General features: G+C 62.8%; 29 protein-coding genes. 15 read left to right on the top strand and 14 right to left on the bottom strand.

What is annotated here, in order from left to right; genetic code table 11:
* Nucleotides 1-11: 11 nt before the first annotated feature.
* The 10 genes from ACPFMA_RS23675 to ACPFMA_RS23630 form a co-directional block, all read right to left on the bottom strand.
* Complete coding sequence (locus ACPFMA_RS23675) at nt 12-284, bottom strand: HPr family phosphocarrier protein (protein ID WP_009398212.1); 273 nt, start codon at nt 282-284, stop codon at nt 12-14.
* A 20-nt stretch (nt 285-304) separates the two neighbouring features.
* Complete coding sequence (rapZ, locus tag ACPFMA_RS23670; protein ID WP_064301629.1) at nt 305-1,159, bottom strand: RNase adapter RapZ; 855 nt, start codon at nt 1,157-1,159, stop codon at nt 305-307.
* 2 nt (nt 1,160-1,161) lie between these two features.
* Nucleotides 1,162-1,626, bottom strand: coding sequence for a PTS IIA-like nitrogen regulatory protein PtsN (ptsN, locus tag ACPFMA_RS23665; protein ID WP_009398216.1), 465 nt, complete (start codon nt 1,624-1,626; stop codon nt 1,162-1,164).
* 12 nt (nt 1,627-1,638) lie between these two features.
* A complete protein-coding gene (gene hpf, locus ACPFMA_RS23660; protein WP_009398218.1) occupies nt 1,639-1,947 on the bottom strand; it encodes a ribosome hibernation-promoting factor, HPF/YfiA family in 309 nt (102 codons plus the stop codon).
* An 81-nt stretch (nt 1,948-2,028) separates the two neighbouring features.
* Nucleotides 2,029-3,522: an RNA polymerase factor sigma-54 gene (locus ACPFMA_RS23655; RefSeq protein ID WP_064301630.1), complete on the bottom strand. Its 1,494-nt coding sequence runs from the start codon at nt 3,520-3,522 to the stop codon at nt 2,029-2,031.
* Between the two features lie 177 nt (nt 3,523-3,699).
* Nucleotides 3,700-4,425 carry an LPS export ABC transporter ATP-binding protein gene (lptB, locus tag ACPFMA_RS23650; protein WP_009398222.1) on the bottom strand — a complete coding sequence of 242 codons (726 nt, stop codon included), beginning with the start codon at nt 4,423-4,425 and terminating at the stop codon, nt 3,700-3,702.
* Complete coding sequence (lptA, locus tag ACPFMA_RS23645) at nt 4,425-4,952, bottom strand: lipopolysaccharide transport periplasmic protein LptA (RefSeq protein WP_064301631.1); 528 nt, start codon at nt 4,950-4,952, stop codon at nt 4,425-4,427. Before lptA ends, lptB begins: the two co-directional genes overlap by 1 nt.
* A complete protein-coding gene (lptC, locus tag ACPFMA_RS23640) occupies nt 4,939-5,511 on the bottom strand; it encodes an LPS export ABC transporter periplasmic protein LptC (RefSeq protein ID WP_009398226.1) in 573 nt (190 codons plus the stop codon). The genes lptA and lptC overlap by 14 nt, the downstream gene beginning before the upstream one ends.
* 8 nt (nt 5,512-5,519) lie before the next feature.
* Complete coding sequence (locus ACPFMA_RS23635) at nt 5,520-6,041, bottom strand: KdsC family phosphatase (protein ID WP_009398228.1); 522 nt, start codon at nt 6,039-6,041, stop codon at nt 5,520-5,522.
* Nucleotides 6,041-7,015 (bottom strand): KpsF/GutQ family sugar-phosphate isomerase, encoded by a 975-nt coding sequence (locus tag ACPFMA_RS23630; protein ID WP_425928861.1) that lies wholly within the window; start codon nt 7,013-7,015, stop codon nt 6,041-6,043. The genes ACPFMA_RS23635 and ACPFMA_RS23630 overlap by 1 nt, the downstream gene beginning before the upstream one ends.
* A 290-nt stretch (nt 7,016-7,305) precedes the next feature.
* On the opposite strand from ACPFMA_RS23630, the gene ACPFMA_RS23625 reads away from it, so the two are divergent.
* The 14 genes from ACPFMA_RS23625 (at nt 7,306) to ACPFMA_RS23560 (ending at nt 18,263) form a co-directional block, all read left to right on the top strand.
* Complete coding sequence (locus tag ACPFMA_RS23625; RefSeq protein ID WP_009398231.1) at nt 7,306-8,115, top strand: ATP-binding cassette domain-containing protein; 810 nt, start codon at nt 7,306-7,308, stop codon at nt 8,113-8,115.
* Nucleotides 8,116-8,913: a lipid asymmetry maintenance ABC transporter permease subunit MlaE gene (gene mlaE / locus ACPFMA_RS23620; protein WP_009398233.1), complete on the top strand. Its 798-nt coding sequence runs from the start codon at nt 8,116-8,118 to the stop codon at nt 8,911-8,913.
* A complete protein-coding gene (gene mlaD, locus ACPFMA_RS23615; protein WP_009398235.1) occupies nt 8,913-9,380 on the top strand; it encodes an outer membrane lipid asymmetry maintenance protein MlaD in 468 nt (155 codons plus the stop codon). The genes mlaE and mlaD overlap by 1 nt, the downstream gene beginning before the upstream one ends.
* 9 nt (nt 9,381-9,389) lie before the next feature.
* Complete coding sequence (locus ACPFMA_RS23610) at nt 9,390-10,043, top strand: MlaC/ttg2D family ABC transporter substrate-binding protein (RefSeq protein ID WP_009398237.1); 654 nt, start codon at nt 9,390-9,392, stop codon at nt 10,041-10,043.
* Complete coding sequence (locus ACPFMA_RS23605) at nt 10,040-10,345, top strand: STAS domain-containing protein (protein ID WP_064301633.1); 306 nt, start codon at nt 10,040-10,042, stop codon at nt 10,343-10,345. The genes ACPFMA_RS23610 and ACPFMA_RS23605 overlap by 4 nt, the downstream gene beginning before the upstream one ends.
* Nucleotides 10,346-10,461: 116 nt before the next feature.
* Nucleotides 10,462-10,701, top strand: a complete 240-nt coding sequence (locus tag ACPFMA_RS23600) for a BolA family protein (protein ID WP_009398240.1) — start codon at nt 10,462-10,464, stop codon at nt 10,699-10,701.
* 25 nt (nt 10,702-10,726) lie between these two features.
* The gene (gene murA, locus ACPFMA_RS23595) at nt 10,727-11,992 is read left to right on the top strand and encodes a UDP-N-acetylglucosamine 1-carboxyvinyltransferase (protein WP_064301634.1); all 1,266 of its coding nucleotides are present in this window, start codon (nt 10,727-10,729) and stop codon (nt 11,990-11,992) included.
* A gap of 105 nt (nt 11,993-12,097) precedes the next feature.
* Complete coding sequence (gene hisG, locus ACPFMA_RS23590) at nt 12,098-12,733, top strand: ATP phosphoribosyltransferase (protein WP_009398242.1); 636 nt, start codon at nt 12,098-12,100, stop codon at nt 12,731-12,733.
* A 125-nt stretch (nt 12,734-12,858) separates the two neighbouring features.
* The gene (gene hisD, locus ACPFMA_RS23585; protein WP_420058721.1) at nt 12,859-14,184 is read left to right on the top strand and encodes a histidinol dehydrogenase; all 1,326 of its coding nucleotides are present in this window, start codon (nt 12,859-12,861) and stop codon (nt 14,182-14,184) included.
* 2 nt (nt 14,185-14,186) lie between these two features.
* Entirely contained in the window at nt 14,187-15,233 is a 1,047-nt protein-coding gene (hisC, locus tag ACPFMA_RS23580; protein ID WP_420058720.1) for a histidinol-phosphate transaminase, read from the top strand.
* Between the two features lie 191 nt (nt 15,234-15,424).
* Nucleotides 15,425-16,069 (top strand): FadR/GntR family transcriptional regulator, encoded by a 645-nt coding sequence (locus ACPFMA_RS23575; RefSeq protein ID WP_420058719.1) that lies wholly within the window; start codon nt 15,425-15,427, stop codon nt 16,067-16,069.
* Between the two features lie 15 nt (nt 16,070-16,084).
* On the top strand, nt 16,085-17,362 hold the full coding sequence (locus ACPFMA_RS23570; protein WP_425928860.1) for a CynX/NimT family MFS transporter: 1,278 nt from the start codon (nt 16,085-16,087) through the stop codon (nt 17,360-17,362).
* A 92-nt stretch (nt 17,363-17,454) separates the two neighbouring features.
* The gene (locus ACPFMA_RS23565) at nt 17,455-17,925 is read left to right on the top strand and encodes a nuclear transport factor 2 family protein (RefSeq protein WP_425928859.1); all 471 of its coding nucleotides are present in this window, start codon (nt 17,455-17,457) and stop codon (nt 17,923-17,925) included.
* Nucleotides 17,926-17,969: 44 nt separating this feature from the next.
* Entirely contained in the window at nt 17,970-18,263 is a 294-nt protein-coding gene (locus ACPFMA_RS23560) for a GIY-YIG nuclease family protein (RefSeq protein WP_420058717.1), read from the top strand.
* On the opposite strand, the gene ACPFMA_RS23555 is transcribed toward ACPFMA_RS23560, so the two are convergent.
* Together ACPFMA_RS23555 and yejK are read right to left on the bottom strand one after the other, a co-directional pair.
* A complete protein-coding gene (locus ACPFMA_RS23555; RefSeq protein ID WP_425928858.1) occupies nt 18,260-19,531 on the bottom strand; it encodes a hypothetical protein in 1,272 nt (423 codons plus the stop codon). The two genes, ACPFMA_RS23560 and ACPFMA_RS23555, sit on opposite strands and share 4 nt — an antisense overlap.
* 145 nt (nt 19,532-19,676) lie before the next feature.
* Nucleotides 19,677-20,684 (bottom strand): nucleoid-associated protein YejK, encoded by a 1,008-nt coding sequence (gene yejK, locus ACPFMA_RS23550; RefSeq protein WP_420058715.1) that lies wholly within the window; start codon nt 20,682-20,684, stop codon nt 19,677-19,679.
* A gap of 408 nt (nt 20,685-21,092) precedes the next feature.
* Here yejK and ACPFMA_RS23545 point away from each other — a divergent pair, with 408 nt between their 5' ends.
* Nucleotides 21,093-21,374, top strand: coding sequence for an HU family DNA-binding protein (locus tag ACPFMA_RS23545; protein WP_009398256.1), 282 nt, complete (start codon nt 21,093-21,095; stop codon nt 21,372-21,374).
* Between the two features lie 71 nt (nt 21,375-21,445).
* On the opposite strand, the gene rlmF is transcribed toward ACPFMA_RS23545, so the two are convergent.
* Together rlmF and ACPFMA_RS23535 are read right to left on the bottom strand one after the other, a co-directional pair.
* Nucleotides 21,446-22,393: a 23S rRNA (adenine(1618)-N(6))-methyltransferase RlmF gene (gene rlmF, locus ACPFMA_RS23540; protein ID WP_425928857.1), complete on the bottom strand. Its 948-nt coding sequence runs from the start codon at nt 22,391-22,393 to the stop codon at nt 21,446-21,448.
* Nucleotides 22,394-22,546: 153 nt separating this feature from the next.
* Nucleotides 22,547-25,393 (bottom strand): valine--tRNA ligase, encoded by a 2,847-nt coding sequence (locus ACPFMA_RS23535; protein ID WP_064301643.1) that lies wholly within the window; start codon nt 25,391-25,393, stop codon nt 22,547-22,549.
* Nucleotides 25,394-25,419 lie beyond the last annotated feature (26 nt).

Raw genomic sequence — 25,419 nt, 5'->3', positions numbered from 1 at the left:
GGGTGGCGACTTCACTCGCCTTCATCAAAGCGATTGTTGATCAATTCCACCAGCGCCTGGATCGCTTCATTGTCTTGCTCACCTTCCGCAGACAGGTGCACCGTGGTGCCCTTGCCCGCCGCCAGCATCATCACCGCCATGATGCTCTTGCCGTCCACCAGCTTGTCCGGCGCGCGCCCAACCTTGACCGTGCAGGGAAACTTGCCGGCCACGCCGACGAATTTGGCGGCAGCACGGGCATGCAGCCCCAGCTTGTTGATGATCTCGATTTCAATGGCGGGCATCGCGGGTGGGATCCTGTGGACTAGAGGTCGCGGTGGCGGACCTGGACGTTCTTCAATATGGGTTGCAGCAACTGGCCCAGGCGTTCGGTCAGGTAGACCGAGCGATGGTGACCGCCGGTGCAGCCGATGGCAACGGTGACGTAGGCGCGGTTGCTGGCGGCGAAGCGTGGCAACCATTTCAGCAGGTAGGACGATATGTCCTGGAACATCTCTTCCACATCCGGTTGTGCCGCGAGGTAATCGATGACGGGCTGGTCCTGGCCGGAGTGCTCGCGCAGTTCCGGTTTCCAGTACGGGTTCGGCAGGCAGCGCACGTCGAACACCACATCGGCATCCACCGGCATGCCGCGTTTGAATCCGAAGGACTCGATCAGGAAGGCGGTACCGGGCTCGGGCTGGTTCAACAGGCGCAATTTGATCGAGTCACGCAACTGATAGAGGTTCAGGTTGGTGGTATCGATCTTCAGGTCCGCCAGGTCGGCGATGGGGCCCAGCAGTTCGCTTTCGACCCGTATCGCTTCGGCGAGCGAACGGTCCTGGTTGGTCAGCGGATGACGCCGCCGGGTTTCGGAGAAGCGCTTGAGCAGGGTGTCTTCATCGGCGTCCAGGTAAAGCACATCACATTGGATATGCCTGGATCTCGCTTCCTCCAGCAATTCGGGGAAGCGTGTAAGGTGGCTGGGCAGGTTGCGAGCATCGATCGATACCGCAACCCGCGGCTGCAGCAATTCGGTGTTGATCAGCGCGCTTTCCGCCAACTGCGGCAGCAGGCCGGCGGGGAGGTTGTCGATGCAGTAGAAGCCGTTGTCTTCCAGGACATCGAGGGCGGTGCTCTTGCCCGATCCGGAACGGCCGCTGACGATGACCAGGCGCATGCTCAGGACTCGTTCTGCCCGTCCAGGACAACCTGGTACAGGGCGGTGCTGCTGTCGGCGGCGCGCAGCCTGTCACGAATTTCCTTGCGATCAAGCATGCTGGCAATCTGGCGCAGCAGCTCCAGGTGCGCATCGGTGGCGGCTTCCGGGACCAGCAGGACGAACAGCAGGTCTACCGGGGCGCCGTCGATGGCGTCGAAATCGATGGGGGCATCCAGGTGCAGCAAGGCACTGACCGGACTGGCGCAGCCCTTGAGCCGGCAGTGAGGAATCGCGATCCCGTTGCCGAAGCCCGTGGAGCCCAGTTTCTCGCGGGCAATCAGGCTTTCGAACACTTCCTGTCGGTCCAGTCCGGGAACGTCCGTCCCGATCAGGTTGGCGATCTGTTCAAGTACGCGCTTTTTACTGCCTCCCGGCACGTTCACCAGGGAACGGCCGGGGGTCAGGATGGATTCAAGTCGGATCATGGATGAGTGGGATCAGCGGGCCGCTGCGCCTTGCAGCAGGCTTTGCTGTTTTTCCTTGTGTTTTTTCAGTTGGCGGTCGAGCTTGTCGGTCAGGAGGTCGATTGCGGCATACATGTCTTCGTGCTCTGCGTTCGCTACCACCTCGCCACCAGGGATCTGCAAGGTCGCTTCCACTTTCTGCTGGATTTTCTCGACCTTCATGATGACCTGAACGTTGGTGATGCGGTCGTAATGACCCTCCAGGCGCTTGAGCTTCTGCTCGACATAGTCACGAAGCGGTGGAGTAACTTCTACATGTTGTCCACTGATGTTGACTTGCATACTGCTTCTCCTTTATTGCCGTGCATAAAGAGGCAGGTGTTGCGCCTGCCACTGAATTGCGATGGCACATCTCAGGGAATGTCACATCAATCGCTTGCGTTCGCTCGATGGCGCAATGCCAAGGGATTCGCGGTACTTGGCGACGGTGCGACGGGCTACCTGGATGCCTTGTGCCTCCAGTAAACCAGCGATCTTGCTGTCACTCAATGGCTTTTTCTGATTTTCCGCAGCAACCAGTTTCTTGATGATCGCGCGGATGGCGGTGGAGGAGCATTCACCCCCTTCGGAGGTACTGACGTGGCTGGAGAAGAAGTACTTCAGCTCGTAGATGCCGCGAGGGGTGTGCATGTATTTCTGCGTGGTGACGCGGGAAATGGTCGACTCGTGCATGCCCACCGCCTCGGCGATGTCATGCAGCACCAGCGGCTTCATGGCCTCGTCGCCATGGTCGAGGAAGCCGCGCTGATGCTCGACGATCTGGGTCGCTACCTTCATCAGGGTCTCGTTGCGGCTCTGCAGGCTCTTGATGAACCAGCGCGCCTCCTGCAACTGGTTGCGCATGAAGGTGTTGTCGGCGCTGGTGTCTGCGCGGCGGACGAAGCCGGCATATTGCGGGTTGACCCGCAGGCGCGGCACCGCTTCCTGGTTCAGTTCGACCAGCCAGCGTTCGTTGTCCTTGCGCACGATGACATCGGGCACCACGTATTCCGGCTCGCTGGACTCGATCTGCGAGCCGGGGCGCGGATTCAGGCTCTGCACCAGCTCGATGACCTGGCGCAGCTCGTCTTCCTTGAGCTTCATGCGGCGCATGAGCTGGCTGTAGTCGCGGCTGCCGAGCAGGTCAATGTAGTCGCTGACCAGGCGCTGGGCTTCGTTCATCCACGGCGTGCTGGCGGGCAGCTGGCGCAGTTGCAGCAACAGGCACTCGCCCAGGTTGCGCGCACCGATGCCCGCAGGCTCGAACTGCTGGATGCGGTGCAGGACGGCTTCGACTTCGTCCAGCTCGATATCCAGCTCAGGGTCGAAGGAGTCGCAGATTTCCTCCAGGGTCTCGTCGAGGTAGCCCTGGTTGTTGATGCAGTCGATCAGGGTGACGGCGATCAGGCGGTCGGTGTCCGACATCGGTGCCAGGTTGAGCTGCCAGAGCAGGTGGCTTTGCAGGCTTTCGCCGGCCGAGGTGCGGGTAGTGAAGTCCCACTCGTCGTCATCGTTGCTGGGCAGGCTGCTGGCACTGGTCTGGTAGATGTCTTCCCAGGCGGTATCGACAGGCAGTTCGTTGGGGATGCGCTCGTTCCATTCGCCTTCTTCGAGGTTCTCCGCAGTGGATGCGGACTGTTCGAAGCTGCTCTCCTGAGACTCCGCGACGGGCTTGCTCTCGGCGTTGTCGGCCATGGGGTCGCTGTTGTCGAAGTCGTCGCCGTCTTCCTGGCGTTCGAGCATCGGATTGGACTCCAGGGCTTCCTGGATTTCCTGCTGCAGGTCCAGCGTTGAGAGCTGGAGCAGACGGATGGCCTGTTGCAACTGCGGGGTCATCGTCAGTTGCTGGCCCATTCTTAGGACGAGCGATGGTTTCATGGCTGGGGCTTTACACCTTATTCGCCGGCGCGCATGCGCCATCTACGACACGGGCGCTGGGCGCCAATTTTAAGCAAGTTATATGCCTGAAATTGTAGCGTTTGCCTAGAGCGCTGTAACAATTAAGCCTGGAATAATGGCTCAATGCCAGCGCTCGGGTCACTCCGATATGTCGACCTACAGCCGGAACTCGTGGCCGAGGTACACCTCTTTCACCAACTGGTTGGCGAGGATGGTCTGCGCGTCGCCCTCGGCGATCAGCTGGCCGTCGTTGACGATGTACGCGGTTTCGCAGATGTCCAGGGTCTCGCGGACGTTGTGGTCGGTGATCAGTACACCGATACCCTTGGCCTTGAGGTGATGGATGATCTGCTTGATGTCGCCGACCGAAATCGGGTCCACCCCGGCGAAGGGTTCGTCGAGCAGGATGAACTTCGGTGCGGTGGCCAGGGCGCGGGCGATTTCCACCCGGCGGCGTTCACCGCCGGACAGGCTCATGCCGAGGTTGTCGCGAATATGGCTGATGTGGAATTCCTGCAGCAGGCTTTCCAGCTCCTTGCGCCGGCCGTCGCTATCGAGGTCCTTGCGGGTTTCCAGGATCGCCATGATGTTGTTGGCCACCGACAGCTTGCGGAAGATCGAGGCTTCCTGGGGCAGGTAGCCGATGCCGGCGCGGGCGCGACCGTGCATGGGCTGGTGGCTGACGTCCAGGTCGTCGATCAGCACGCGGCCCTGGTCGGCCTGGACCAGGCCGACGATCATGTAGAAGCAGGTGGTCTTGCCGGCGCCGTTCGGGCCGAGCAGGCCGACGATCTGCCCGCTGTCGATCGACAGGCTGACATCGCGCACGACTTGCCGGCTCTTGTAGCTCTTGGCCAGGTGCTGGGCTTTGAGGGTCGCCATTACTCGCCCTTCTTCTTCGGCTGGATCACCATGTCGATGCGATTGCGCGGGGTCTTGATGTCCTTGCCGCCGCGACCGGCCGTGGCGACCTGGGTCTTGGAGTTGTAGACGATCTTCTCGCCCTCGGTGGTGTTGCCGGCGTTGATCACCTTGGCCTGGTCGGTAAGGACGATCAGGTCCTTGCCCGCCTGGTACTGGATCTGCTTGGCGTAACCCTGCATCTTGTCCGGCTTGGAGGCGTCCTGCTGCTGCTCGAAGTAGGCCAGGTTGCCCACCGAGGTCGCGGTGTCGATATCGCCGGCCTGGTTCAGGGTGACGGTGACCGTATGGCCTTTGATCATCATCGAGCCCTGGGTGATGATGACGTCGCCGGTGTAGGTCGCGACCTTGTTCTTGTCATCCATCTGGGCGCTGTCGGCCTGGATGCGGACGGGCTGTTCGCGATCATTCGGCAGGGCCCAGGCGCTCGCGCTTCCCAGTGCCGCGCTCAGGCTGAGCAAATAGGGGAGGGTTTTAACGAGCCTCATACTGTCCTCTTACGTTGGACAGCAGGTCCATCCTGCCGTCTTTCAAATACGCTTTCATTCCCTTGCCCGTAGTCACGCCACCGGCGCCGTCGATTCTAACGTCTTGCTCGGTTTGCGCATATTGCTTCTGCGGGAATACCGTCATGCGGCTGGAAGTGATGATGGTGGTGCGATCCTTCTCGTCGGTGCGGGCTACCCGTACCGAATCGATCAGTTCCACCTCGGTTCCGTCGGGGTTGACCTCGCCGCGCTCGCTCTGCACGTGCCAGGGGAAGGTGGTTCCGCGGTACATCTGCAGGTCGGGCTTGGTCAGCAGGGTGACTTCGCTGGCCTTGAGGTGCTCGACCTTGTCCGCGGTCATTTCGTATTGCAGCTTGCCATCAGGCAGGAACTGCACACTGTGGGCATTGATCGCATAGTAGTCGATGGCGCTTTCGTCGACCTGGGCCGCTGGCTGGTCAAGGAAGCGCTCGGGCACGATGTTCCAGTAGCCGATCGCCCCGAACACCAGGGCAATCACGCCGAACAGCGCGATGTTGCGAATCTTCTTGCTGAACATGGCGTGCTCTACAGGTAGTGGGCGTTTGCCGCTTCAAGGTTGCCCTGGGCTTGCAGGATCAGCTCGCAGAATTCGCGGGCTGCACCTTCACCGCCGCGGGCCTGGGTCACGCCGTGGGCGTGCTGGCGGACGAACGCTGCCGCGTTGGCCACCGCCATGCCGAGGCCGACCCGGCGAATCACCGGCAGGTCTGGCAGGTCGTCGCCCAGGTAGGCGACCTCTTCATAGCTTAGGCCGAGCTGGGCGAGAAGCTCGTCCAGCACCACCAGCTTGTCCTCGCGGCCCTGGTACAGGTGCGGGATGCCGAGGTTCTTCGCCCGGCGCTCGACCACGGGCGTCTTGCGACCGCTGATGATCGCGGTGGTCACGCCCGAGTTCATCAGCATCTTGATGCCTTGCCCGTCGAGGGTGTTGAAAGTCTTGAACTCGCTGCCGTCCTCGAGGAAGTACAGGCGGCCGTCGGTGAGCACGCCATCCACATCGAAAACCGCCAGCTTGATGGCTTTGCCGCGTTGCAACAGGGTATTCATCACATCACTCCGGCGCGCAGCAGGTCGTGCATGTTCAATGCCCCGACCGGACGGTCGGTCTTGTCGACGACGACCAGCGCGCTGATCTTGTGGTCTTCCATGATCTTCAGGGCCTCGGCGGCGAGCATTTCGGCGCGGGCGGTCTTGCCGTGGGCGGTCATGACCTCTTCGATCAGGGTCTTGTGCACATCGATGTTGCGGTCGAGGCTGCGGCGCAGGTCGCCGTCGGTGAAGATCCCGGCCAGGCTGCCGTCGGCCTCGACCACCACGGTCATGCCCAGGCCCTTGCGCGACATTTCCAGCAGGGCGTCCTTGAGCAGGGTGCCGCGGTTGACCTGTGGCAGCTCGTCGCCCGCATGCATCACGTTCTCGACCTTGAGCAGCAATCGGCGACCCAAAGCGCCACCGGGGTGGGAGAAGGCGAAGTCTTCGGCGGTGAAGCCGCGTGCCTCGAGCAGGGCGATGGCCAGGGCGTCGCCCAGCACCAGCGCGGCAGTGGTCGAGGAGGTCGGTGCCAGGTTCAGCGGGCAGGCTTCCTGGGCGACCCTGGCATCGAGGTTGACCTCGGCGGCCTTGGCCAGAGGCGATTCGGGGTTGCCGGTCAGGCTGACGAGCTTGATGCCGAGGCGCTTGATCAACGGCAGCAGGGTGACGATTTCGGCGGTGGAGCCGGAGTTGGACAGTGCCAGGATGATGTCGTCCCGGGTGATCATGCCCATGTCACCGTGGCTGGCCTCGGCAGGATGGACGAAGAACGCCGGGGTCCCGGTGCTGGCGAGCGTTGCGGCAATCTTGTTGCCGATATGCCCGGATTTGCCCATGCCCACCACGACAACGCGGCCCTTGCTGCCCAGGATCAGTTCGCACGCCTTGACGAAATCGGCGTCGATATGGGCGAGCAAACCCTGCACCGCCTCGATCTCGAGGCGGATGGTGCGCTGCGCGGATTGGATCAGGTCGGTGGATTGGCTCATGTCGGAAATCGGGTTGCCTGATGAAAGGGGCGCGATTATAGCGGTAATGCGCGAAAGCCTCACCTGCGGATTGGTCGCAGGCTGTCCGTTGGAGCGATTTGTGCCATCGCGGTTCCCTTTGGCGATGGCACGAAAATGCCTGTACCGGGCCTGAACAGGCAGCGCGATGGCCTTGGGAAGGCCTTGCCAGCGGTGCTATAGTTCGCCACCAGTTCGGCCTGCTCGATTATTGCGTGTCTCCACGAAGGGGCCGTGCGTCTGAGCTCAAGGCTGCATCGCAAGGAGTCTAGATGAGCGTTGATAACGCCTACGCGGTCGAGTTGAAGGGCGTGACCTTCAAGCGCGGCTCGCGCAGCATCTTCAATAATGTCGACATACGCATTCCCAAGGGCAAGGTCACCGGCATCATGGGGCCCTCCGGCTGTGGCAAGACCACGCTGCTGCGCCTGATGGGCGCCCAGCTGCGACCGGCCAGCGGTGAAGTGTGGGTGGCCGGGCAGAACCTGCCGACCCTGTCGCGCAGCGATCTGTTCGACGCGCGCAAGCAGATGGGCGTGCTCTTCCAGAGCGGCGCGCTGTTCACCGACCTCGACGTGTTCGAGAACGTCGCGTTTCCGTTGCGCGTCCACACCCGGCTTTCCGAGGAGATGATTCGCGACATCGTTCTGATGAAGCTGCAGGCCGTCGGCCTGCGCGGCGCCATCGAACTGATGCCCGACGAGCTCTCCGGTGGCATGAAGCGCCGCGTGGCGCTGGCCCGGGCGATCGCCCTGGATCCGCAGATCCTCATGTACGACGAGCCTTTCGTCGGTCAGGACCCGATCGCCATGGGCGTCCTGGTACGCCTGATCCGCCTGCTCAACGATGCGCTTGGCATCACCAGCATCGTGGTTTCCCATGACCTGGCGGAAACCGCCAGCATCGCCGACTACATTTATGTGGTGGGCGACGGCCAGGTGCTTGGCCAGGGTACCCCGGCGGAGCTGATGGACTCGGACAACCCGCGCATCCGCCAATTCATGAAGGGCGACCCGGACGGACCGGTGCCTTTCCATTTTCCTGCGCCAGACTACCGCGCCGATCTGTTGGGGAAGCGTTAGATGCGCAGAAAATCCTTGCTTGAACGTATCCGCCGTTTCGGCCGTTCGGCCATCGACGTGGTCGCGGTCATGGGGCGCTCCTGCCTGTTCCTGTTGCACGCGCTGGTCGGGCGCGGCGGTATCGGTGGCGGCTTCCAGCTGCTGGTGCGCCAGCTCTATTCGGTAGGCGTGCTGTCGCTGGCGATCATCGTCGTATCCGGCATGTTCATCGGCATGGTCCTGGCCCTGCAGGGGTTCAGCATCCTGACCAAGTACGGTTCGGAGCAGGCGGTGGGGCAGATGGTCGCCCTGACCCTGCTGCGCGAACTGGGGCCGGTAGTCACCGCGCTGCTGTTCGCGGGGCGTGCCGGTTCCGCGCTGACCGCCGAGATCGGCAACATGAAGTCCACCGAACAGCTTTCCAGCCTGGAAATGATCGGTGTCGACCCGCTCAAGTACATCGTCGCCCCGCGCCTGTGGGCCGGCTTCATTTCCCTGCCGCTGCTGGCGATGATCTTCAGCGTGGTGGGCATCTGGGGCGGCTCGTGGGTCGCGGTGGACTGGCTGGGGGTCTATGAAGGCTCATTCTGGGCGAACATGCAGAACAGCGTGTCGTTTACCGATGACGTGCTCAACGGCGTGATCAAGAGCGTTGTGTTTGCCTTCGTCGTCACCTGGATTGCCGTTTTTCAAGGCTATGACTGCGAGCCCACCTCAGAGGGGATCAGTCGGGCCACCACCAGAACCGTGGTCTATGCCTCGCTGGCAGTCCTTGGCCTGGACTTTATTCTGACCGCCCTGATGTTTGGAGATTTCTGATGCAAAACCGCACCCTGGAAATCGGTGTCGGCCTGTTCCTTCTGGCCGGGATCCTGGCGCTGATCCTGCTGGCCCTGCGTGTCAGTGGCCTGTCCGCCAGCCCTGGCAGCGATACCTATAAACTTTATGCGAATTTCGACAATATCGCCGGTTTGACGGTCAGAGCAAAAGTGACCATGGCCGGTGTGACCATCGGCAAGGTCACGGCCATCGATCTGGACCGCGATACCTATACCGGTCGGGTGACCCTGCAACTGGACAAGAGCGTGGACAACCTCCCGGTCGACTCCACTGCATCGATCCTGACCGCCGGGTTGCTCGGCGAGAAGTACATCGGCATCAGCGTCGGCGGGGAAGATTCCGTGCTCAAGGATGGCGGCGTGATCCATGACACGCAGTCGGCGCTGGTCCTGGAAGATCTGATTGGCAAGTTCCTGCTCAATACCGTAGGCAAAGAAGCTAAATAAGGAGTTTCCATGATTTCCATCCTGCGACGCGGCCTGCTGGTGTTGCTGGCGGCCCTGCCCATGCTGGCACTGGCGGCACCGGGTCAATCGGCCCATGACGTGATTCAGGGCACCACCACCCAGCTGCTCAACGACCTCAAGGCCAACAAGGAGCAGTACAAGGCCAATCCTGGCCAGTTCTACGATGCGCTGAACAACATCCTCGGCCCGGTCGTGGATGCCGACGGCATCTCGAAGAGCATCATGACCGTTAAGTACTCGCGCCAGGCCAGCCCGGCGCAGATGCAGCGCTTCCAGGAAAACTTCAAGCGCAGCCTGATGCAGTTCTATGGCAACGCCCTGCTGGAGTACAACAATCAGGGTATCGTGGTGGATCCGGCCAAGGCCGAGGACGGCGATCGCGCCAGCGTCGGCATGAAGGTCACCGGCACCAATGGCGCTGTCTATCCGGTGCAGTACACCTTGCAGAAGCTCAACGGCGAGTGGAAGGTGCGCAACGTGATCGTCAACGGCATCAACATCGGCAAGCTGTTCCGTGACCAGTTCGCCGACGCCATGCAGCGCAACGGCAACGACCTCGACAAGACCATCGACAACTGGGCCGGCGAAGTCGCCAAGGCCAAGGCGGTCACCGAGGATGCGGCGGAGAAGCAGGCGCAATGAGCCTTGGCAGCGTGCAGTTGGCCGAGCCGGGTGTGTTGAGCCTGGCCGGCATTCTCGACTATCGCTCCGGTCCGGACCTGCGCAAGCAGGGCGCCGCGCTGATTGCGTCGAGCAAGGCCGAGGCGCTGGTGCTCGATTGCACTGCGGTGCAGCAGTCCAGCAGCGTCGGCCTGTCCTTGCTGCTGGGCTTTATCCGTGACGCCCAGGCCGCCGGAAAACACTGCGCAATCCGTGGCATGCCCCACGGCATGCGGGAAATCGCCGAGGTCTATGGCCTGGACGACATCCTGGCATTGCAGTGATCGAGTAAGCGAAACGAAGCCCCTCTGTCAGAGTCCTCGTCAACGGGGTTCGCAGGCGAGGGGCTTTTTTGTATGATGGCCGACCCGCGCGCACAGGGCGCCGATTGAGGTTGAGCATGCAGGCCGTAGAAGTTAAGAACTTCCTTGAAGAAAAGTTGCCGGGAACCCGGGTCGAAGTTGAAGGCGAAGGCTGCAACTTCCAGTTGAACGTGATCAGCGACGAAATCGCGGCCCTGAGCCCGGTCAAGCGTCAGCAGCAGATCTACGCTCACCTTAATCCGTGGATCACCGATGGCCGCATCCACGCGGTCACCATGAAATTTTTCAGCAGCGCAGCCTGGGCTGAGCGCACCTGAGCCACCTGTGGCGGCGAGAGTTCAAATGGACAAACTGATTATTACTGGCGGCGCTCGTCTCGACGGCGAGATCCGCATCTCCGGCGCGAAGAACGCGGCCCTGCCGATTCTGTCGGCCACTTTGCTGTGCGATGGCCCGGTCACCGTTGGCAACCTGCCGCACCTGCACGACATCACCACCATGATCGAGCTGTTCGGGCGCATGGGCATCGAGCCGGTGATCGACGAGAAACTCTCGGTGGAGATCGATCCACGCACCATCAAGACCCTGGTCGCGCCGTACGAGCTGGTCAAGACCATGCGCGCCTCGATCCTGGTGCTGGGCCCGATGGTCGCCCGTTTCGGCGAGGCCGAAGTGGCCCTGCCGGGTGGTTGCGCCATCGGTTCGCGTCCGGTCGACCTGCACATCCGCGGCCTCGAGGCCATGGGCGCGAAGATCGAAGTGGAAGGTGGCTATATCAAGGCCAAGGCGCCTGAAGGCGGCCTGCGCGGTGCTCACTTCTTCTTCGATACCGTCAGCGTGACCGGTACCGAGAACATCATGATGGCCGCTGCCCTGGCCAGGGGCCGCAGTGTCCTGCAGAACGCCGCGCGCGAGCCGGAGGTGGTCGACCTGGCCAACTTCCTGATCGCCATGGGCGCGAAGATCCAGGGTGCCGGTACCGACACCATCACCATCGATGGCGTCGAGCGCCTGGGTTCGGCGACCTACCGCGTCATGCCCGACCGTATCGAGACCGGCACCTACCTGGTCGCCGCTGCCGTCACCGGTGGTCGCGTCAAGGTCAAGGACACCGATCCGACCATCCTCGAAGCCGTCCTCGAGAAGCTCAAGGAAGCCGGCGCGGAAATCACCACCGGCGAAGACTGGATCGAACTGGACATGCACGGCAAGCGGCCCAAGGCCGTCAACCTGCGTACCGCACCGTACCCGGCGTTCCCGACCGACATGCAGGCGCAGTTCATTTCCCTCAACGCGATTGCCGAAGGCACTGGCGCGGTGATCGAGACGATCTTCGAAAACCGCTTCATGCACGTCTACGAAATGCACCGCATGGGCGCCCAGATCCAGGTCGAGGGCAACACTGCCATCGTCACCGGGACCAAGGCCCTGAAAGGCGCCCCGGTCATGGCCACCGACCTGCGGGCCTCTGCCAGCCTGGTATTGTCGGCACTGGTTGCCGAGGGCGACACCCTGATCGACCGCATCTACCACATAGATCGCGGCTACGAATGCATCGAGGAAAAACTGCAGATGCTTGGCGCGAAGATCCGTCGCGTACCGGGCTAGCCTGCACCAGGCGCAGGGACGCGCCGACACTGCCGTACCGAACTGATCGCCGCCGGTTGCTCGTACAGGGCCGGCGGCTTCAAGCCGCATAAGGACCGACGTTTCATGTTGACCATCGCGCTGTCCAAGGGCCGCATTCTCGACGATACCCTGCCGCTGCTGGCGGAAGCGGGCATCGTGCCCACCGAGAATCCGGACAAGAGCCGCAAACTGATCATCCCCACGACCCAGGACGACGTGCGCCTGCTGATCGTGCGGGCCACCGACGTGCCGACCTATGTCGAGCATGGTGCCGCCGATCTGGGTGTGGCCGGCAAGGACGTGCTGATGGAATACGGCGGCCAGGGCATGTACGAGCCGCTGGACCTGAACATCGCCCGCTGCAAGCTGATGACCGCCGGTGCCATCGGCGCCCCGGAGCCCAAGGGCCGCCTGCGCGTCGCCACCAAGTTCGTCAACGTTGCCAAGCGCTACTACGCCGAGCAGGGCCGCCAGGTCGATATCATCAAGCTCTATGGCTCGATGGAACTGGCACCGCTGGTGAACCTCGCCGACAAGATCATCGACGTCGTCGATACCGGCAACACCCTGCGGGCCAACGGTCTTGAGCCCCAGGAACTCATCGCGACCATCAGCTCCCGCCTGGTGGTCAACAAGGCATCGATGAAGATGCAGCACGCCCGTATCCAGAGCCTGATCGACACCCTGCGCCAGGCCGTGGAGTCGCGACACCGCGGCTGACCATGCGCGCGGCTTTTAGCCGCGCCCGTCTATCCGCGTCATAGCCAATTTTCTCGGGTGCCCGCGCGGATGGTCTGGTAGCTTCAGGGCGCCTGAGCATTCGCCAAATAACCGAGGCCTTAGCTATGACCACGTCCACCGCAATTCGCCGACTCAATGCCGCTGACCCGGATTTCGCCCGACATCTGGATCATCTGCTGAGCTGGGAAAGCGTGTCCGATGACGCGGTGAACCAGCGGGTCCTCGACATCATCCAGGCCGTGCGTGAGCGCGGCGACGCAGCGCTGGTGGAGTTCACCCAGCGTTTCGATGGCGTCGACGCCAAATCCATCGATGACCTGATTCTCGGCCGCGAGCGCCTGGAACTGGCCTTGACCCGCATCACCGCGGAGCAGCGCCAGGCCCTGGAAAAGGCTGCCGAGCGTGTGCGCCTGTACCACGAGCGGCAGAAGCAGGATTCCTGGAGCTACACCGAGGCCGACGGCACCGTCCTCGGCCAGAAGGTCACCCCGCTGGATCGTGCCGGCCTTTACGTGCCGGGCGGCAAGGCGTCGTATCCGTCCTCCGTGCTGATGAACGCCATTCCGGCCAAGGTCGCCGGGGTCAGCGAGGTGGTGATGGTGGTGCCGACCCCGCGCGGCGAGGTCAATGAACTGGTCCTTGCCGCGGCCTGCATCGCCGGTGTCGATCGCGTCTTCACCATTGGCGGTGCCCAGGCCGTCGCGGCCCTGGCGTATGGCACCGAGAGCGTCCCGCAGGTGGACAAGGTGGTCGGTCCGGGCAACATCTATGTCGCCACTGCCAAGCGCCATGTGTTCGGCCAGGTCGGTATCGACATGATCGCCGGCCCGTCGGAAATCCTCGTGGTCTGTGATGGCCAGACCGACCCGGACTGGATCGCCATGGACCTGTTCTCCCAGGCCGAACACGATGAGGACGCCCAGTCGATCCTGGTCAGCCCCGACGCCGATTTCCTCGAGCGTGTCGCCGCCAGCATCGACAAGCTGCTGCCAACCATGGACCGTGCCGGGATCATCCGCACCTCCATGGAGGGGCGTGGCGCACTGATCCAGGTTCGCGACATGGAGCAGGCCATCGAAGTGGCCAACCGCATCGCGCCGGAGCACCTGGAGCTGTCGGTCGCCGATCCACAGGCCTGGCTGCCGAAGATCCGTCATGCCGGTGCGATCTTCATGGGCCGCCACACCAGCGAAGCCCTGGGCGACTACTGCGCTGGCCCGAACCACGTGCTGCCGACCTCCGGTACCGCACGGTTCTCCTCGCCGCTGGGGGTCTACGACTTCCAGAAGCGTTCGTCGATCATCTTCTGTTCCGAACAGGGGGCTTCCGAACTGGGCAGGACCGCATCGGTCCTGGCCCGCGGCGAGTCCCTCAGCGCCCACGCGCGCAGTGCCGAATACCGCATCCTTGCCGATAAAGAGGGCAACTGAACATGAGCAAATTCTGGAGCCCCTTCGTCAAGAACCTGGTGCCCTACGTACCGGGCGAACAGCCGAAGTTGACCAAGCTGGTCAAGCTCAACACCAACGAAAACCCGTATGGCCCTTCGCCGAAAGCGCTGGAAGCCATGCGCGGCGAACTGGGCGAGAACCTGCGCCTGTACCCGGACCCGAACAGCGACCTGCTCAAGCAGGCCGTCGCTCGCTATTACGGCGTGCAGCCCAACCAGGTGTTTCTCGGCAACGGCTCGGACGAAGTGTTGGCGCACATCTTCCACGGCCTGTTCCAGCACGACGCGCCGTTGCTGTTCCCGGACATCAGCTACAGCTTCTATCCGGTGTACTGCGGCCTGTATGGCATCAAGTCGGCACCGGTGGCGCTGGACGCGCAGTTCCAGATTCGCGTCGAAGACTACAGCCAGCCGAACGCCGGGATCATCTTCCCCAACCCGAACGCGCCGACCGGTTGCCTGCTGGCCCTGGACGCCATCGAGCAACTGCTCAAGCTCAACACCGAGTCGGTGGTGGTGGTGGATGAGGCCTATATCGATTTCGGCGGGCAGACCGCGATCAGCCTGGTGGACCGCTACCCGAACCTGCTGGTGACCCAGACCCTGTCCAAGTCGCGCTCGCTGGCGGGGCTCAGGGTTGGCCTGGCAGTCGGGCACCCGGACCTGATCGAGGCGCTGGAGCGGATCAAGAACAGTTTCAACTCCTATCCGCTCGACCGTATCGCCATCGTCGGCGCCACTGCGGCGTTCGAGGACCGCGGGTATTTCGAAGAGACGTGCAACAAGGTCATCGCCAGTCGGGAGAAGCTGGTGGCCGAGTTGACCGCGCGTGGTTTTGAGGTGCTGCCGTCGGCGGCCAACTTCATCTTCGCCCGTCACCCGCAGAAAGATGCTGCCGGTATCGCTGCGGCGCTGCGTGAGCAGGGCGTGATCGTGCGGCACTTCAAGCTGCCGCGGATCGACCAGTTCCTGCGTATAAGCATCGGTACCGAAGAGCAGAACCAGGCGTTGCTCGACGCCCTGGAATGACCTGAAATCCCATCGCCGGCAACGCCGGCTCCCACAGGTATCGCGTACACCGCAGGACCTGTGGGAGCCGGCGTTGCCGGCGATGAGGCCCTGAAGTTCACCACAAATCCCCCGGATGTTTGCATTTACCTGAAACAACCCGTTACCCTTGCCCTCCCTGAATTCATCCGATGATTGGATGTAATAGCCCAATGCTTATCAAACGCTCCCTGGTCGAACAAGCCGTCGAACAACTGCGCCAGCGCATCACCCAGGGCTTCTGGGCCGTTGGCCAGCGCCTGCCCACCGAGCCCGAACTGGCTGCCGAACTCGGCATCAGCCGCAACACCGTGCGTGAAGCCATGCGCGTACTGGCCTTCAGCGGCCAGGTGGAGATCCGCCAGGGCGATGGCAGCTACCTGCGCACCGCCTCCGATCCGTTGTCGGCGGTGCAGGCGCTGTCGGCCTGCAGCCTGGAACATGCCAGGGAGGCGCGGCACCTGCTGGAAGCCGAAGCCATCGGCCTGGCCGCGCTGCGTCGTACCGAGGCGGACCTGGCCGGATTGCACGAGGCGCTCAAGCACAGCGGCAACCATTTCCATGGCGAGCTCGACGACTACATCCGCTGCGACCTGGTCTTCCACCAGCGCCTGGTGGACGCCGCGCACAACCCGGCGCTCAGCGAGCTGTACCGCTATTTCTCCAGTGTGGTGGCGATGAAGCTGGAACACAGCATGAGCCACACCCCGCGCAAGCAGGCGGTATTCGACCTGCACGTAGAAATCCTCGACGCCGTCGAGCGACAAGATCCGGAACGGGCCAAGACCCTCAGCCGGACGTTGATCAATGAACCTTGAACTTTCGAGACTGCCATGGGCCAAGACCTTCCCACCAAGCCGACGCCCCACGGGCCGGTGCTTGACGAATTGCTGATCGACGCCGAAGTCGACGATGCCGAATTGCAGCCGCCTGCCCGGCAACCCAGCGCCTGGCTGCTCCTGCTCGGCCTGGTGCTGGTGGCGCTGAACCTGCGTCCGGCGCTGTCGAGCATGGCCCCGGTTCTCGGTGATGTGTCTCGCAGCCTGGGCCTGAGCGGTTCCCAGGCCGGCTTGCTGACGACCTTGCCGGTGCTGTGCCTGGGCCTGTTCGCGCCCCTGGCACCGCTGCTGGCACGGCGTTTCGGCAGCGAGCGGGTGATCCTCGGCGTGCTGCTGTGCCTGGCTGGCGGCATTGCCTTGCGCAGCACCCTTGGCAGCTTCGGCATCTTCGCCGGCAGCCTCGTCGCGGGTGCCAGCATCGGGGTGATTGGCGTTCTCCTGCCCGGCATCGTCAAGCGCGATTTTCCGAACCATGCCGGCAGCCTGATGGGCGTCTACACCATGGCCCTGTGCCTGGGCGCGGCGCTGGCGGCGGGGGCGACTGTGCCGCTGGGGCATCACTTCGGCGATGACTGGCGCCTCGGGCTTGGCGTCTGGCTGGTTCCAGCGCTGCTGGCAGCCTTGATCTGGTTGCCACAGGCCCGTCAAGGCCACGGCGCGCATCATGCCGCGTTCCAGGTACGCGGCCTGTGGCGCGACCGCCTGGCCTGGCAAGTCACGCTGTACATGGGCCTGCAGTCCTCGTTGGCCTATATCGTCTTCGGCTGGCTGCCGTCGATCCTTATCGGTCGGGGCCTGAGCCCTGTCGAAGCGGGCCTGGTGCTGTCCGGCTCGGTGATCGTGCAATTGCTCAGCGCACTGACCGCGCCGATGCTGGCCACCCGCGGCAAGGACCAGCGCCTGGCGATCGTTATCGTCATGCTGCTGACCCTGGTCGGTCTGTTCGGCTGCCTGTACGCGCCGCTCGGCGGGTTGTGGGGCTGGGCCGTGGTGCTCGGCATCGGCCAGGGCGGCACCTTCGCCCTGGCCCTGACCCTGATCGTCCTGCGTTCCCGGGACGCCCATGTCGCTGCCCATCTTTCGAGTATGGCCCAGGGCGTAGGTTACACCCTGGCCTCGGCCGGACCGTTCGCGGTGGGCCTGGTGCATGACCTGTCCGGTGGCTGGAATGCGCTGGGCTGGATTTTCGCGGTAATCGGCACCGGTGCCATCGGCTTCGGGTTGCTGGCCGGCCGCGCACGGTATGTCCGGGTGAGCAGCGAGCGGATCTGAAGTCGCGCCATTCGTCCGGTTGATGGCACTGGCCTTGTGCTGCCAGCCGGACTATCGTGCATCGCTCGATCCTTCCGGTGATGGAACCCGCCATGAGCGATGCCAACAGTGCCCTGATCAACCGTTTCTACCAGGCCTTCCAGCGCCTGGATGCCGAGGCGATGGTCGCTTGCTACAGCCCCGATATCGTCTTCAGCGACCCGGCCTTCGGCACCTTGCGCGGCAAGGATGCTGGCGATATGTGGCGCATGCTGACCAGCCGGGCCAAGGACTTCTCCCTGACCTTCGATAACGTCCGCGCCGACGAGCGCGGCGGTTCGGCGCATTGGGTAGCGACCTACCTGTTCAGCCAGACGGGACGCGTGGTGGTCAACGATATTCGTGCCACCTTCGTCATTCGCGACGGCCTGATCGTCGAACACCATGATGTCTTCGATTTCTGGCGCTGGTCCCGCCAGGCGCTGGGCACTCCGGGGCTGCTGCTGGGCTGGACGCCCTTCCTGCGCGCGAAGGTCGGGCAGCAGGCGCTCAAGGGCCTGCGCGCGTTCCAGAGCGGGCGCTGAGGCGGTAAGCTGTCGGCTTCTGCCGTCAGACCCCGCCTTGTACCGTGAACGATATCGCCGCTCCTGCCATTTCCGATAAGCCCTGGTATGTCTATCTGGTGCGCGCGGCCAATGGTTCGCTGTACTGCGGCATCAGCGATAACCCGGAAAAGCGTTTCGCCGCCCACCAGAAAGGCCAGGGGGCCCGCTATTTCAGCACCAGCCCGGCGGTGGCGCTGGTCTACGTCGAGCAGTGGCCGGACAAGTCCCAGGCCCTGCGTCATGAACGCCTGATCAAGCGCCTGCGCAAAAGCGCGAAGGAGGCCCTGGTGGCCTCCTTCGCCGGAGCTTCCTTTTAAAGGTTGCAGTTCATGTTCTTCAACGTTTCGGTCGTACCCTCGGGCCGCTTGGGCTCCAGGGTGATGATCGCCGGTCTTGCCGGCAGTGCCAGTTGGCAGGCCAATTGAGCGCGCATGCCGCTGACGATATGGGTGGGGCGTGGATAGCTCTTTGCCTGCACCAGCGCCGCGTTCTGCGTAGCGTCGGTGGTAAGCACCGGGTGGTCTCCCCATTTCTCGTCCCGGTAATGGCGGGCAGCGATCTCATTGAACAGGTTGTTCAATTGGCTGGGCGGGATAGTTTTCGCGCAATCGTTGAGCTCGACCTGCAGGCTGTCCAATTGAGTGGCAAAGTAGGCGCCTTTGCGTTCGGTTTTCCAGGCAGAGCTTTTGATGAAGCCCGGGCACTGGTCGGGTTCGCTGACAGGCTGGATCACTTGATCCGCGGTGTCGAAGCCAAAGCTCGGATTGGCCGCCATGGTCTGCGGCAGGTTCAGTTTGACCAACGGCAGGTACTGCCTGGCTGCCAGCCACCATTCGATCTGCTCGGCCCGGGCACCCTCCAGGCCCGAGGTGTCGGACACCGGAGGCGTGGTGTAGAAGACACTTTCCACCGGAGGGTCGAAGGGCGGGTGGTTGCCCCAGGTGGCGATGCGCAGTTCGTTCTGCACGGCGAACAGGGTCTCGCCGCCCAGGTTGCGGGCGTCGATACTGGCCATGAAGGCCGGGCCGGCATGGGCGTCGCGACGGTCGCGAATGTCGAAGGCACAGATCTCGCTGTACAGCACCTTGTCGGAACGGAATCTCTTGTTCCAGTCATCCCCGGTCATGATGCCCAGCACGTCGCAGTAGTCCTGCACCTCGGGGTTCAGCACATGATCCCCGCAGCCGCGATCGTTGCGGTTATCCGTGCCGCCATCGTTGGGGAAGGCGCAGAGCACTTCGTAAGTTTGGTTGTTTGGCCGGTTGAGCAAGACCGGTAACAGGGTGAAGCCTCTGTTGCGGCCAAAGACCAGTGTCTTGAACTTGGCATCGTTGCGCAGGTACGAGGCGGAGATCGCGCCGGACGTGATGTTCTTTTCCTGGGGTACCCAGAACCTGGGGTCGTCGGTGGCCCTGGCTATGACTCCGGTGCAGAGAACGGCGGGCATCGACAGCGCGCCGCAATTCACTCTCTGGTCAGCGAGGCGAGCGTTCATGGCGTTGACCGTATCCTCGCCGGGGCCGGCGAGGGTGGTACCCGAGGCGAGTACGGTCGTCAGTGCAAGAAATGTCGCGAGTATCTTCATCGTTCACCCCGGCAAGCGAAGGTTGACTGGCAGGCAGTCACCACGAGCGGGGCAGAAGTCCGAGATTGCCGGTGGTGACAATCTCAGGCTAAGGAGGCGGACGTAGGCGCAGCTACTGACAAAAATGCCAGTTCGGACCGGCGGTTCAGTCCCTGCGGCGTTTCAACTGGTCGGTCAATTGGGTCGGCAGGCCCTTGATGATCAGGGTTCCGGCCTCCTCGTCGTACTCGATCTTCGAACCCAGCAAATGAGCCTCGAAGCTGATCGACAGGCCTTCGGCGCGGCCGGTGAAGCGGCGGAATTGATTCAGGGTGCGCTTGTCCGCCGGAATCTCCGGTGACAGGCCATAGTCCTTGTTGCGGATATGGTCGTAGAAGGCTTTCGGCCGGTCTTCGTCGATCAGGCCGGACAGTTCTTCGAGGGTCACTGGCTCGCCGGCGCGGGTCTGGCTGGTGGCGTAGTCGACCAGGGTCTGGGTCTTCTCGCGGGCGGCTTCCTCGGGCAGGTCCTCGCTCTCGACGAAATCGCTGAAGGCCTTGAGCAGGGTGCGTGTTTCGCCCGGGCCATCGACCCCTTCCTGGCAGCCGATGAAGTCGCGGAAATAGTCCGAGACCTTCTTGCCGTTCTTGCCCTTGATAAAGGAAATGTACTGCTTCGAATTCTGGTTGTTGCGCCACTCGGAGATATTGATCCGTGCCGCCAGATGCAACTGGCTGAGGTCCAGGTGGCGGGACGGAGTGACATCCAGCTCGGCGTTCACCGCCACGCCTTCGCTGTGGTGCAGCAGGGCGATGGCCAGGTAGTCGGTCATGCCTTGCTGGTAATGGGCGAACAGCACATGCCCGCCGACCGACAGGTTCGACTCTTCCATCAGCTTCTGCAGGTGTTCCACCGCGATGCGGCTGAATTCGGTGAAGGTCTTCTCGCTATCGAGGTATTCCTTCAGCCAGCCGCTGAAGGGGTGGGCGCCTGACTCGGCATGGAAGAAGCCCCATGCCTTGCCTTGCTTGGCGTTGTAGCTGTCGTTCAGGTCGGCCAGGAGGTTTTCGATGGCGGTCGATTCTGCCAGTTCGGAATCGCGCGCGTGCAGGACTGCAGGGCTGCCATCGGGTTTCTTGTCGATCAGGTGGACGATGCAGTGGCGGATCGGCATGGAATTCTCGGCTCGGTGAAGGTATGGCGCGGGGCCGGGCAAAGTGGCCAAGTGTAACCTAGCTGGGGCTTGCGACGCTGTTCTGTAGTTGCTGAGAGGGACCAAGGTTCGTTTTTCCTTCCCTTTTTTGCGATATTTTGTGTAAACCCCCGAAAAACCTGCACTTTTGCCCTGGGCGAAGCGGATATTTATCCATTCCTGTGGTAGTTTTGCCCGGTCTTGCGCCCCCCTTAAGGCGCATTGCTGGCAGACCGCTGGCGTCACGTCGAACCAATCGCATTTTTATGTATCTACATACGCGATTGGCAAAATGGAAGTACCCCGGCTTTCCGCACTACGGAGCCGGAATCGACGGCTGACACGGCACTCTGCAAACTCACTGAATTTGATTAGGGAAGGAACACCACCATGGCATTGACCAAAGACCAACTGATCGCCGATATCGCTGAAGCTATCGACGCGCCGAAAACCACCGCGCGTAACGCTCTGGAGCAACTGGGCCAGATCGTTGCTGATCAACTGGAAAACGGCAGCGAAATCACCCTGCCAGGCATTGGCAAGCTGAAAATCACCGAGCGTCCTGCCCGTACCGGTCGCAACCCTTCGACTGGCGCTGCCATCGAAATCGCTGCCAAGAAAGTCGTCAAGTTCGTGCCAGCCAAAGTGCTGACCGACGCTGTTAACAAGTAATTGTAAGCAGCACGAAAAAACCGCATCCGGCGCGAGCCTGATGCGGTTTTTTTATACCTGCCGAAAGTTGGTTATTTCCAGCGTTGCTCGCGCCAAAGCTGGCGAGTGTCCGCATCCTGGAAAGTCCAGGCCACCAGGCGGCTCTGTTTCTGCCCCTGGCCCATCTCCATCACCCGCTGCTCCACGGCGCCAGCCTTCTTCAGCGCGGCTTCGATGCCCGGCAGGTTGGATGCCTTCGACACCAGGCTGCTGAACCACAGCACCTGCTGGCCCAAGGCCTTGCTCTCCTGCACCAATTGGGTGACGAAACGAATCTCGCCGCCCTCGCACCACAGCTCGTTGTTCTGCCCGCCGAAGTTCAGCACCGGCAGCTTGCGCTTCGGATCGGCCTTGCCCAGGGCGCGCCATTTGCGCTGGCTGCCCCGAGTAGCTTCCTCGCGGGAGGCGTGGAAGGGCGGATTGCACAGGGTCAGGTCGAAGCGCTCCTCGGCAGCCAGCAGGCCGCTGAGGATGTGCTTGCGGTTGCCCTGTTGGCGCAGGCTGATGAACTTGCCCAGGCCATTGGCCTGGACGATGGCCTTGGCCGAGGCCAGGGCGACCGGGTCGATATCCGAGCCGGCGAAGCGCCAGCGGTAATCGGCATTGCCCAGCAGCGGGTAGATGCAGTTGGCGCCGACGCCGACGTCCAGCACCTGGATCTGCGCACCACGAGGGATCTCCCCGGCGTTTTCTGCGGCCAGCAGATCGGCCAGCGCGTGCAGGTAATCGGCACGGCCGGGAATCGGCGGACACAGGTAGTCGGCGGGAATATCCCAGAACTGGATGCCGTACTGGGCCTTGAGCAGCGCCCGGTTGAACACCCGCACCGCTTCCGGATCGGCGAAGTCGATGCTCGGCTTGCCATGGGGGTTGGTGATGGTGAAGCGCGCCAGTTCCGGGCTGCTCTTGATCAACTGGGGGAAGTCGTAGCGGCCTTGGTGGCGATTGCGTGGGTGCAGGCTGGGTTTGTTCATGGTCATTAATACAAGAGCGGGCCAGGCCCGCTCTCAAGGATTACCGCGTGATGTGTTGATCGGCCGCGGACAATGTGGGAGCGGGTTCACCCGCGATTGCGGTGGTGAATTCAATGACGCAATCGCGGGTGAACCCGCTCCCACACTGTCCGCGTCGCTTTACAGGGCTGCGATCCGCGCGTGCTGCTCGGTGAAGTTGGCCAGGGCCTGTTCGGCTTCGGCCAGCTTGGCGCGCTCCTTGTCGATCACCGCAGGCGGGGCCTTGTCGACGAAGGCGGCGTTGGACAACTTGCCGCCGACTCGCTGGACCTCGCCTTGCAGACGCTGGATTTCCTTGTTCAGGCGCGCCAGCTCGGCGTCCTTGTCGATCAGGCCGGCCATCGGCACCAGCACTTGCAGGTCACCCACCAGCGCAGTGGCGCTCAGCGGCGCTTCGTCCTGTTCGCCGAGCACGGTGAACGACTCGATCTTCGCCAGTTTCTTCAGCAGGGCTTCGTTCTCGACCAGGCGGCGCTGGTCATCGGCACTGGCGTTTTTCAGGAACAGTTGCAGCGGCTTGCCCGGGCCGATGTTCATTTCGCCGCGGATATTGCGGACGCCGAGCATCAGTTCCTTGACCCACTCGATATCAGCTTCGGCGGCGGCGTCGATGCGGCTTTCGTTCGCAACGGGCCATGGCTGCAGCATGATGGTCTTGCCGTCGATGCCGGCCAGCGGCGCCAGGCGCTGCCAGATTTCCTCGGTGATGAACGGCATGAACGGATGGGCCAGGCGCAGCGCTACTTCCAGCACGCGCACCAGCGTGCGACGGGTGCCGCGGGCGCGCTCGACCGGGGCGTTCTCGTCCCACAGCACCGGCTTGGACAGCTCCAGGTACCAGTCGCAGTACTGGTTCCAGATGAACTCGTAGAGGGCCTGGGCGGCCAGGTCGAAGCGGAACTGTTCCAGTTGGCGGGTCACTTCGGCTTCGGTGCGCTGCAACTGCGAGATGATCCAGCGATCGGCCAGGGACAGCTCGTAGGCCTCGCCGTTCTGACCGCAGTCTTCGCCCTTGTCCAGCACGTAGCGAGCGGCGTTCCAGATCTTGTTGCAGAAGTTGCGGTAGCCCTCGACGCGGCCCATGTCGAACTTGATGTCACGGCCGGTGGACGCCAGCGAGCAGAAGGTAAAGCGCAGGGCATCGGTACCGTAGCTGGCGATGCCTTCAGGGAACTCGGCCTTGGTCTGCTTGGCGATTTTCTCCGCCAGCTTCGGCTGCATCAGGCCGCTGGTGCGTTTTTCCAGCAGCGCATCGAGGGTGATGCCGTCGACGATGTCCAGCGGGTCAAGGACGTTGCCCTTGGACTTGGACATCTTCTGGCCCTGGCCGTCGCGCACCAGGCCGTGGACGTAGACGGTCTTGAACGGCACCTGCGGGGTACCGTCCTCGTTCTTCACCAGGTGCATGGTCAGCATGATCATCCGGGCGACCCAGAAGAAGATGATGTCGAAGCCGGTGACCAGCACGTCGGTGGAGTGGAAAGTCTTGAGGAATTCGGTCTGCTGCGGCCAGCCGAGGGTGGAGAAGGTCCACAGGCCGGAGCTGAACCAGGTGTCGAGGACGTCGTTGTCCTGGTTCAGGACCACGTCGGCACCGAGGTTGTTCTTCGCGCGGACTTCTTCCTCGCTGCGACCGACGTAGACCTTGCCGGACGCGTCGTACCAGGCCGGGATGCGATGGCCCCACCACAGCTGGCGGCTGATGCACCAGTCCTGGATATCGCGCATCCAGGAGAAGTACATGTTCTCGTACTGCTTGGGCACGAACTGGATACGGCCGTCTTCCACGGCGGCGATGGCAGGCTCTGCCAGCGGCTTGGTGGAGACGTACCACTGGTCGGTCAGCCACGGCTCGATGACGGTGCCCGAGCGGTCGCCCTTCGGCACTTTCAGGGCGTGGTCGTCGACGCTGACCAGCAGGCCCAGCGCTTCGAAGTCGGCAACGATCTGCTTGCGCGCGGCGAAGCGGTCGAGGCCGGCGTACTTGGCTGGCAGGCGCGCGTCGATGGACTCGTTGAGGCTGCCGTCGAGGTTGAACACCTGGGCGTTGGCCAGGACCGCCGCGTTCTTGTCGAAGATGTTCAGTAGCGGCAGGTTGTGGCGCTTGCCGACTTCGTAGTCGTTGAAATCGTGGGCCGGGGTGATCTTCACGCAGCCGGTGCCGAACTCGGGGTCGCAGTAATCGTCGGCGATGATCGGGATGCGTCGGCCGACCAGCGGCAGCTCGACGAACTTGCCGATCAGTGCCTGGTAGCGCTCGTCGTTCGGGTTCACGGCCACGGCCGCGTCGCCGAGCATGGTTTCCGGACGGGTGGTGGCAACCACCAGGTAGTCCTGGCCCTCGGCGGTTTTCGCGCCGTCGGCCAGCGGGTAGCGCAGGTTCCACAGGTGGCCTTTCTCGTCGTGGTTTTCCACTTCGAGGTCGGAGATCGCCGTGTGCAGCTTGGTGTCCCAGTTGACCAGGCGCTTGCCGCGGTAGATCAGGCCGTCCTCATGCAGGCGCACGAAGGCTTCCTTGACCGCTTCGGACAGGCCGTCATCCATGGTGAAGCGCTCGCGGCTCCAGTCCACCGAGGAGCCCAGGCGGCGGATCTGACGGCTGATGTTGCCACCGGACTGATCCTTCCATTCCCAGACCTTTTCCAGGAACTTCTCGCGGCCCAGGTCGTGGCGGTTCTGGCCCTTGGCTTCCAGTTGACGCTCCACCAGCATCTGCGTGGCGATGCCGGCGTGGTCGGTGCCTGGCTGCCACAGGGTGTTGCGGCCTTGCATGCGGCGGAAGCGGATCAGGGCGTCCATGATCGCATTGTTGAAGCCGTGGCCCATATGCAGGCTGCCGGTGACGTTCGGCGGCGGGATCATGATGGTGTACGACTCGCCTGCGCCTTGCGGGGCGAAGTAGTTCTCGGACTCCCAGGTGTTGTACCAGGAGGTTTCTATGGCGTGCGGCTGGTAGGTCTTATCCATTGCGCGGGGGGACCCTATGGCATTTA

It is taken from the genome of Pseudomonas sp. NyZ201 (genome assembly GCF_049860765.1).
GTDB lineage: Bacteria > Pseudomonadota > Gammaproteobacteria > Pseudomonadales > Pseudomonadaceae > Aquipseudomonas > Aquipseudomonas bharatica.
The sequence above is the reverse complement of the archived record's forward strand: the minus strand, read 5'-3'. Positions and strand labels throughout refer to the sequence as shown.

Coding starts and splice junctions, on each gene's coding strand:
- ACPFMA_RS23675 (WP_009398212.1), bottom strand. CDS start 284: ATGCCCGCCATTGAAATCGAGATCATCAACAAGCTGGGGCTGCATGCC.
- rapZ (WP_064301629.1), bottom strand. CDS start 1,159: ATGCGCCTGGTCATCGTCAGCGGCCGTTCCGGATCGGGCAAGAGCACC.
- ptsN (WP_009398216.1), bottom strand. CDS start 1,626: ATGATCCGACTTGAATCCATCCTGACCCCCGGCCGTTCCCTGGTGAAC.
- hpf (WP_009398218.1), bottom strand. CDS start 1,947: ATGCAAGTCAACATCAGTGGACAACATGTAGAAGTTACTCCACCGCTT.
- ACPFMA_RS23655 (WP_064301630.1), bottom strand. CDS start 3,522: ATGAAACCATCGCTCGTCCTAAGAATGGGCCAGCAACTGACGATGACC.
- lptB (WP_009398222.1), bottom strand. CDS start 4,425: ATGGCGACCCTCAAAGCCCAGCACCTGGCCAAGAGCTACAAGAGCCGG.
- lptA (WP_064301631.1), bottom strand. CDS start 4,952: ATGAGGCTCGTTAAAACCCTCCCCTATTTGCTCAGCCTGAGCGCGGCA.
- lptC (WP_009398226.1), bottom strand. CDS start 5,511: ATGTTCAGCAAGAAGATTCGCAACATCGCGCTGTTCGGCGTGATTGCC.
- ACPFMA_RS23635 (WP_009398228.1), bottom strand. CDS start 6,041: ATGAATACCCTGTTGCAACGCGGCAAAGCCATCAAGCTGGCGGTTTTC.
- ACPFMA_RS23630 (WP_425928861.1), bottom strand. CDS start 7,015: ATGAGCCAATCCACCGACCTGATCCAATCCGCGCAGCGCACCATCCGC.
- ACPFMA_RS23625 (WP_009398231.1), top strand. CDS start 7,306: ATGAGCGTTGATAACGCCTACGCGGTCGAGTTGAAGGGCGTGACCTTC.
- mlaE (WP_009398233.1), top strand. CDS start 8,116: ATGCGCAGAAAATCCTTGCTTGAACGTATCCGCCGTTTCGGCCGTTCG.
- mlaD (WP_009398235.1), top strand. CDS start 8,913: ATGCAAAACCGCACCCTGGAAATCGGTGTCGGCCTGTTCCTTCTGGCC.
- ACPFMA_RS23610 (WP_009398237.1), top strand. CDS start 9,390: ATGATTTCCATCCTGCGACGCGGCCTGCTGGTGTTGCTGGCGGCCCTG.
- ACPFMA_RS23605 (WP_064301633.1), top strand. CDS start 10,040: ATGAGCCTTGGCAGCGTGCAGTTGGCCGAGCCGGGTGTGTTGAGCCTG.
- ACPFMA_RS23600 (WP_009398240.1), top strand. CDS start 10,462: ATGCAGGCCGTAGAAGTTAAGAACTTCCTTGAAGAAAAGTTGCCGGGA.
- murA (WP_064301634.1), top strand. CDS start 10,727: ATGGACAAACTGATTATTACTGGCGGCGCTCGTCTCGACGGCGAGATC.
- hisG (WP_009398242.1), top strand. CDS start 12,098: ATGTTGACCATCGCGCTGTCCAAGGGCCGCATTCTCGACGATACCCTG.
- hisD (WP_420058721.1), top strand. CDS start 12,859: ATGACCACGTCCACCGCAATTCGCCGACTCAATGCCGCTGACCCGGAT.
- hisC (WP_420058720.1), top strand. CDS start 14,187: ATGAGCAAATTCTGGAGCCCCTTCGTCAAGAACCTGGTGCCCTACGTA.
- ACPFMA_RS23575 (WP_420058719.1), top strand. CDS start 15,425: ATGCTTATCAAACGCTCCCTGGTCGAACAAGCCGTCGAACAACTGCGC.
- ACPFMA_RS23570 (WP_425928860.1), top strand. CDS start 16,085: ATGGGCCAAGACCTTCCCACCAAGCCGACGCCCCACGGGCCGGTGCTT.
- ACPFMA_RS23565 (WP_425928859.1), top strand. CDS start 17,455: ATGAGCGATGCCAACAGTGCCCTGATCAACCGTTTCTACCAGGCCTTC.
- ACPFMA_RS23555 (WP_425928858.1), bottom strand. CDS start 19,531: ATGAAGATACTCGCGACATTTCTTGCACTGACGACCGTACTCGCCTCG.
- yejK (WP_420058715.1), bottom strand. CDS start 20,684: ATGCCGATCCGCCACTGCATCGTCCACCTGATCGACAAGAAACCCGAT.
- ACPFMA_RS23545 (WP_009398256.1), top strand. CDS start 21,093: ATGGCATTGACCAAAGACCAACTGATCGCCGATATCGCTGAAGCTATC.
- rlmF (WP_425928857.1), bottom strand. CDS start 22,393: ATGACCATGAACAAACCCAGCCTGCACCCACGCAATCGCCACCAAGGC.
- ACPFMA_RS23535 (WP_064301643.1), bottom strand. CDS start 25,393: ATGGATAAGACCTACCAGCCGCACGCCATAGAAACCTCCTGGTACAAC.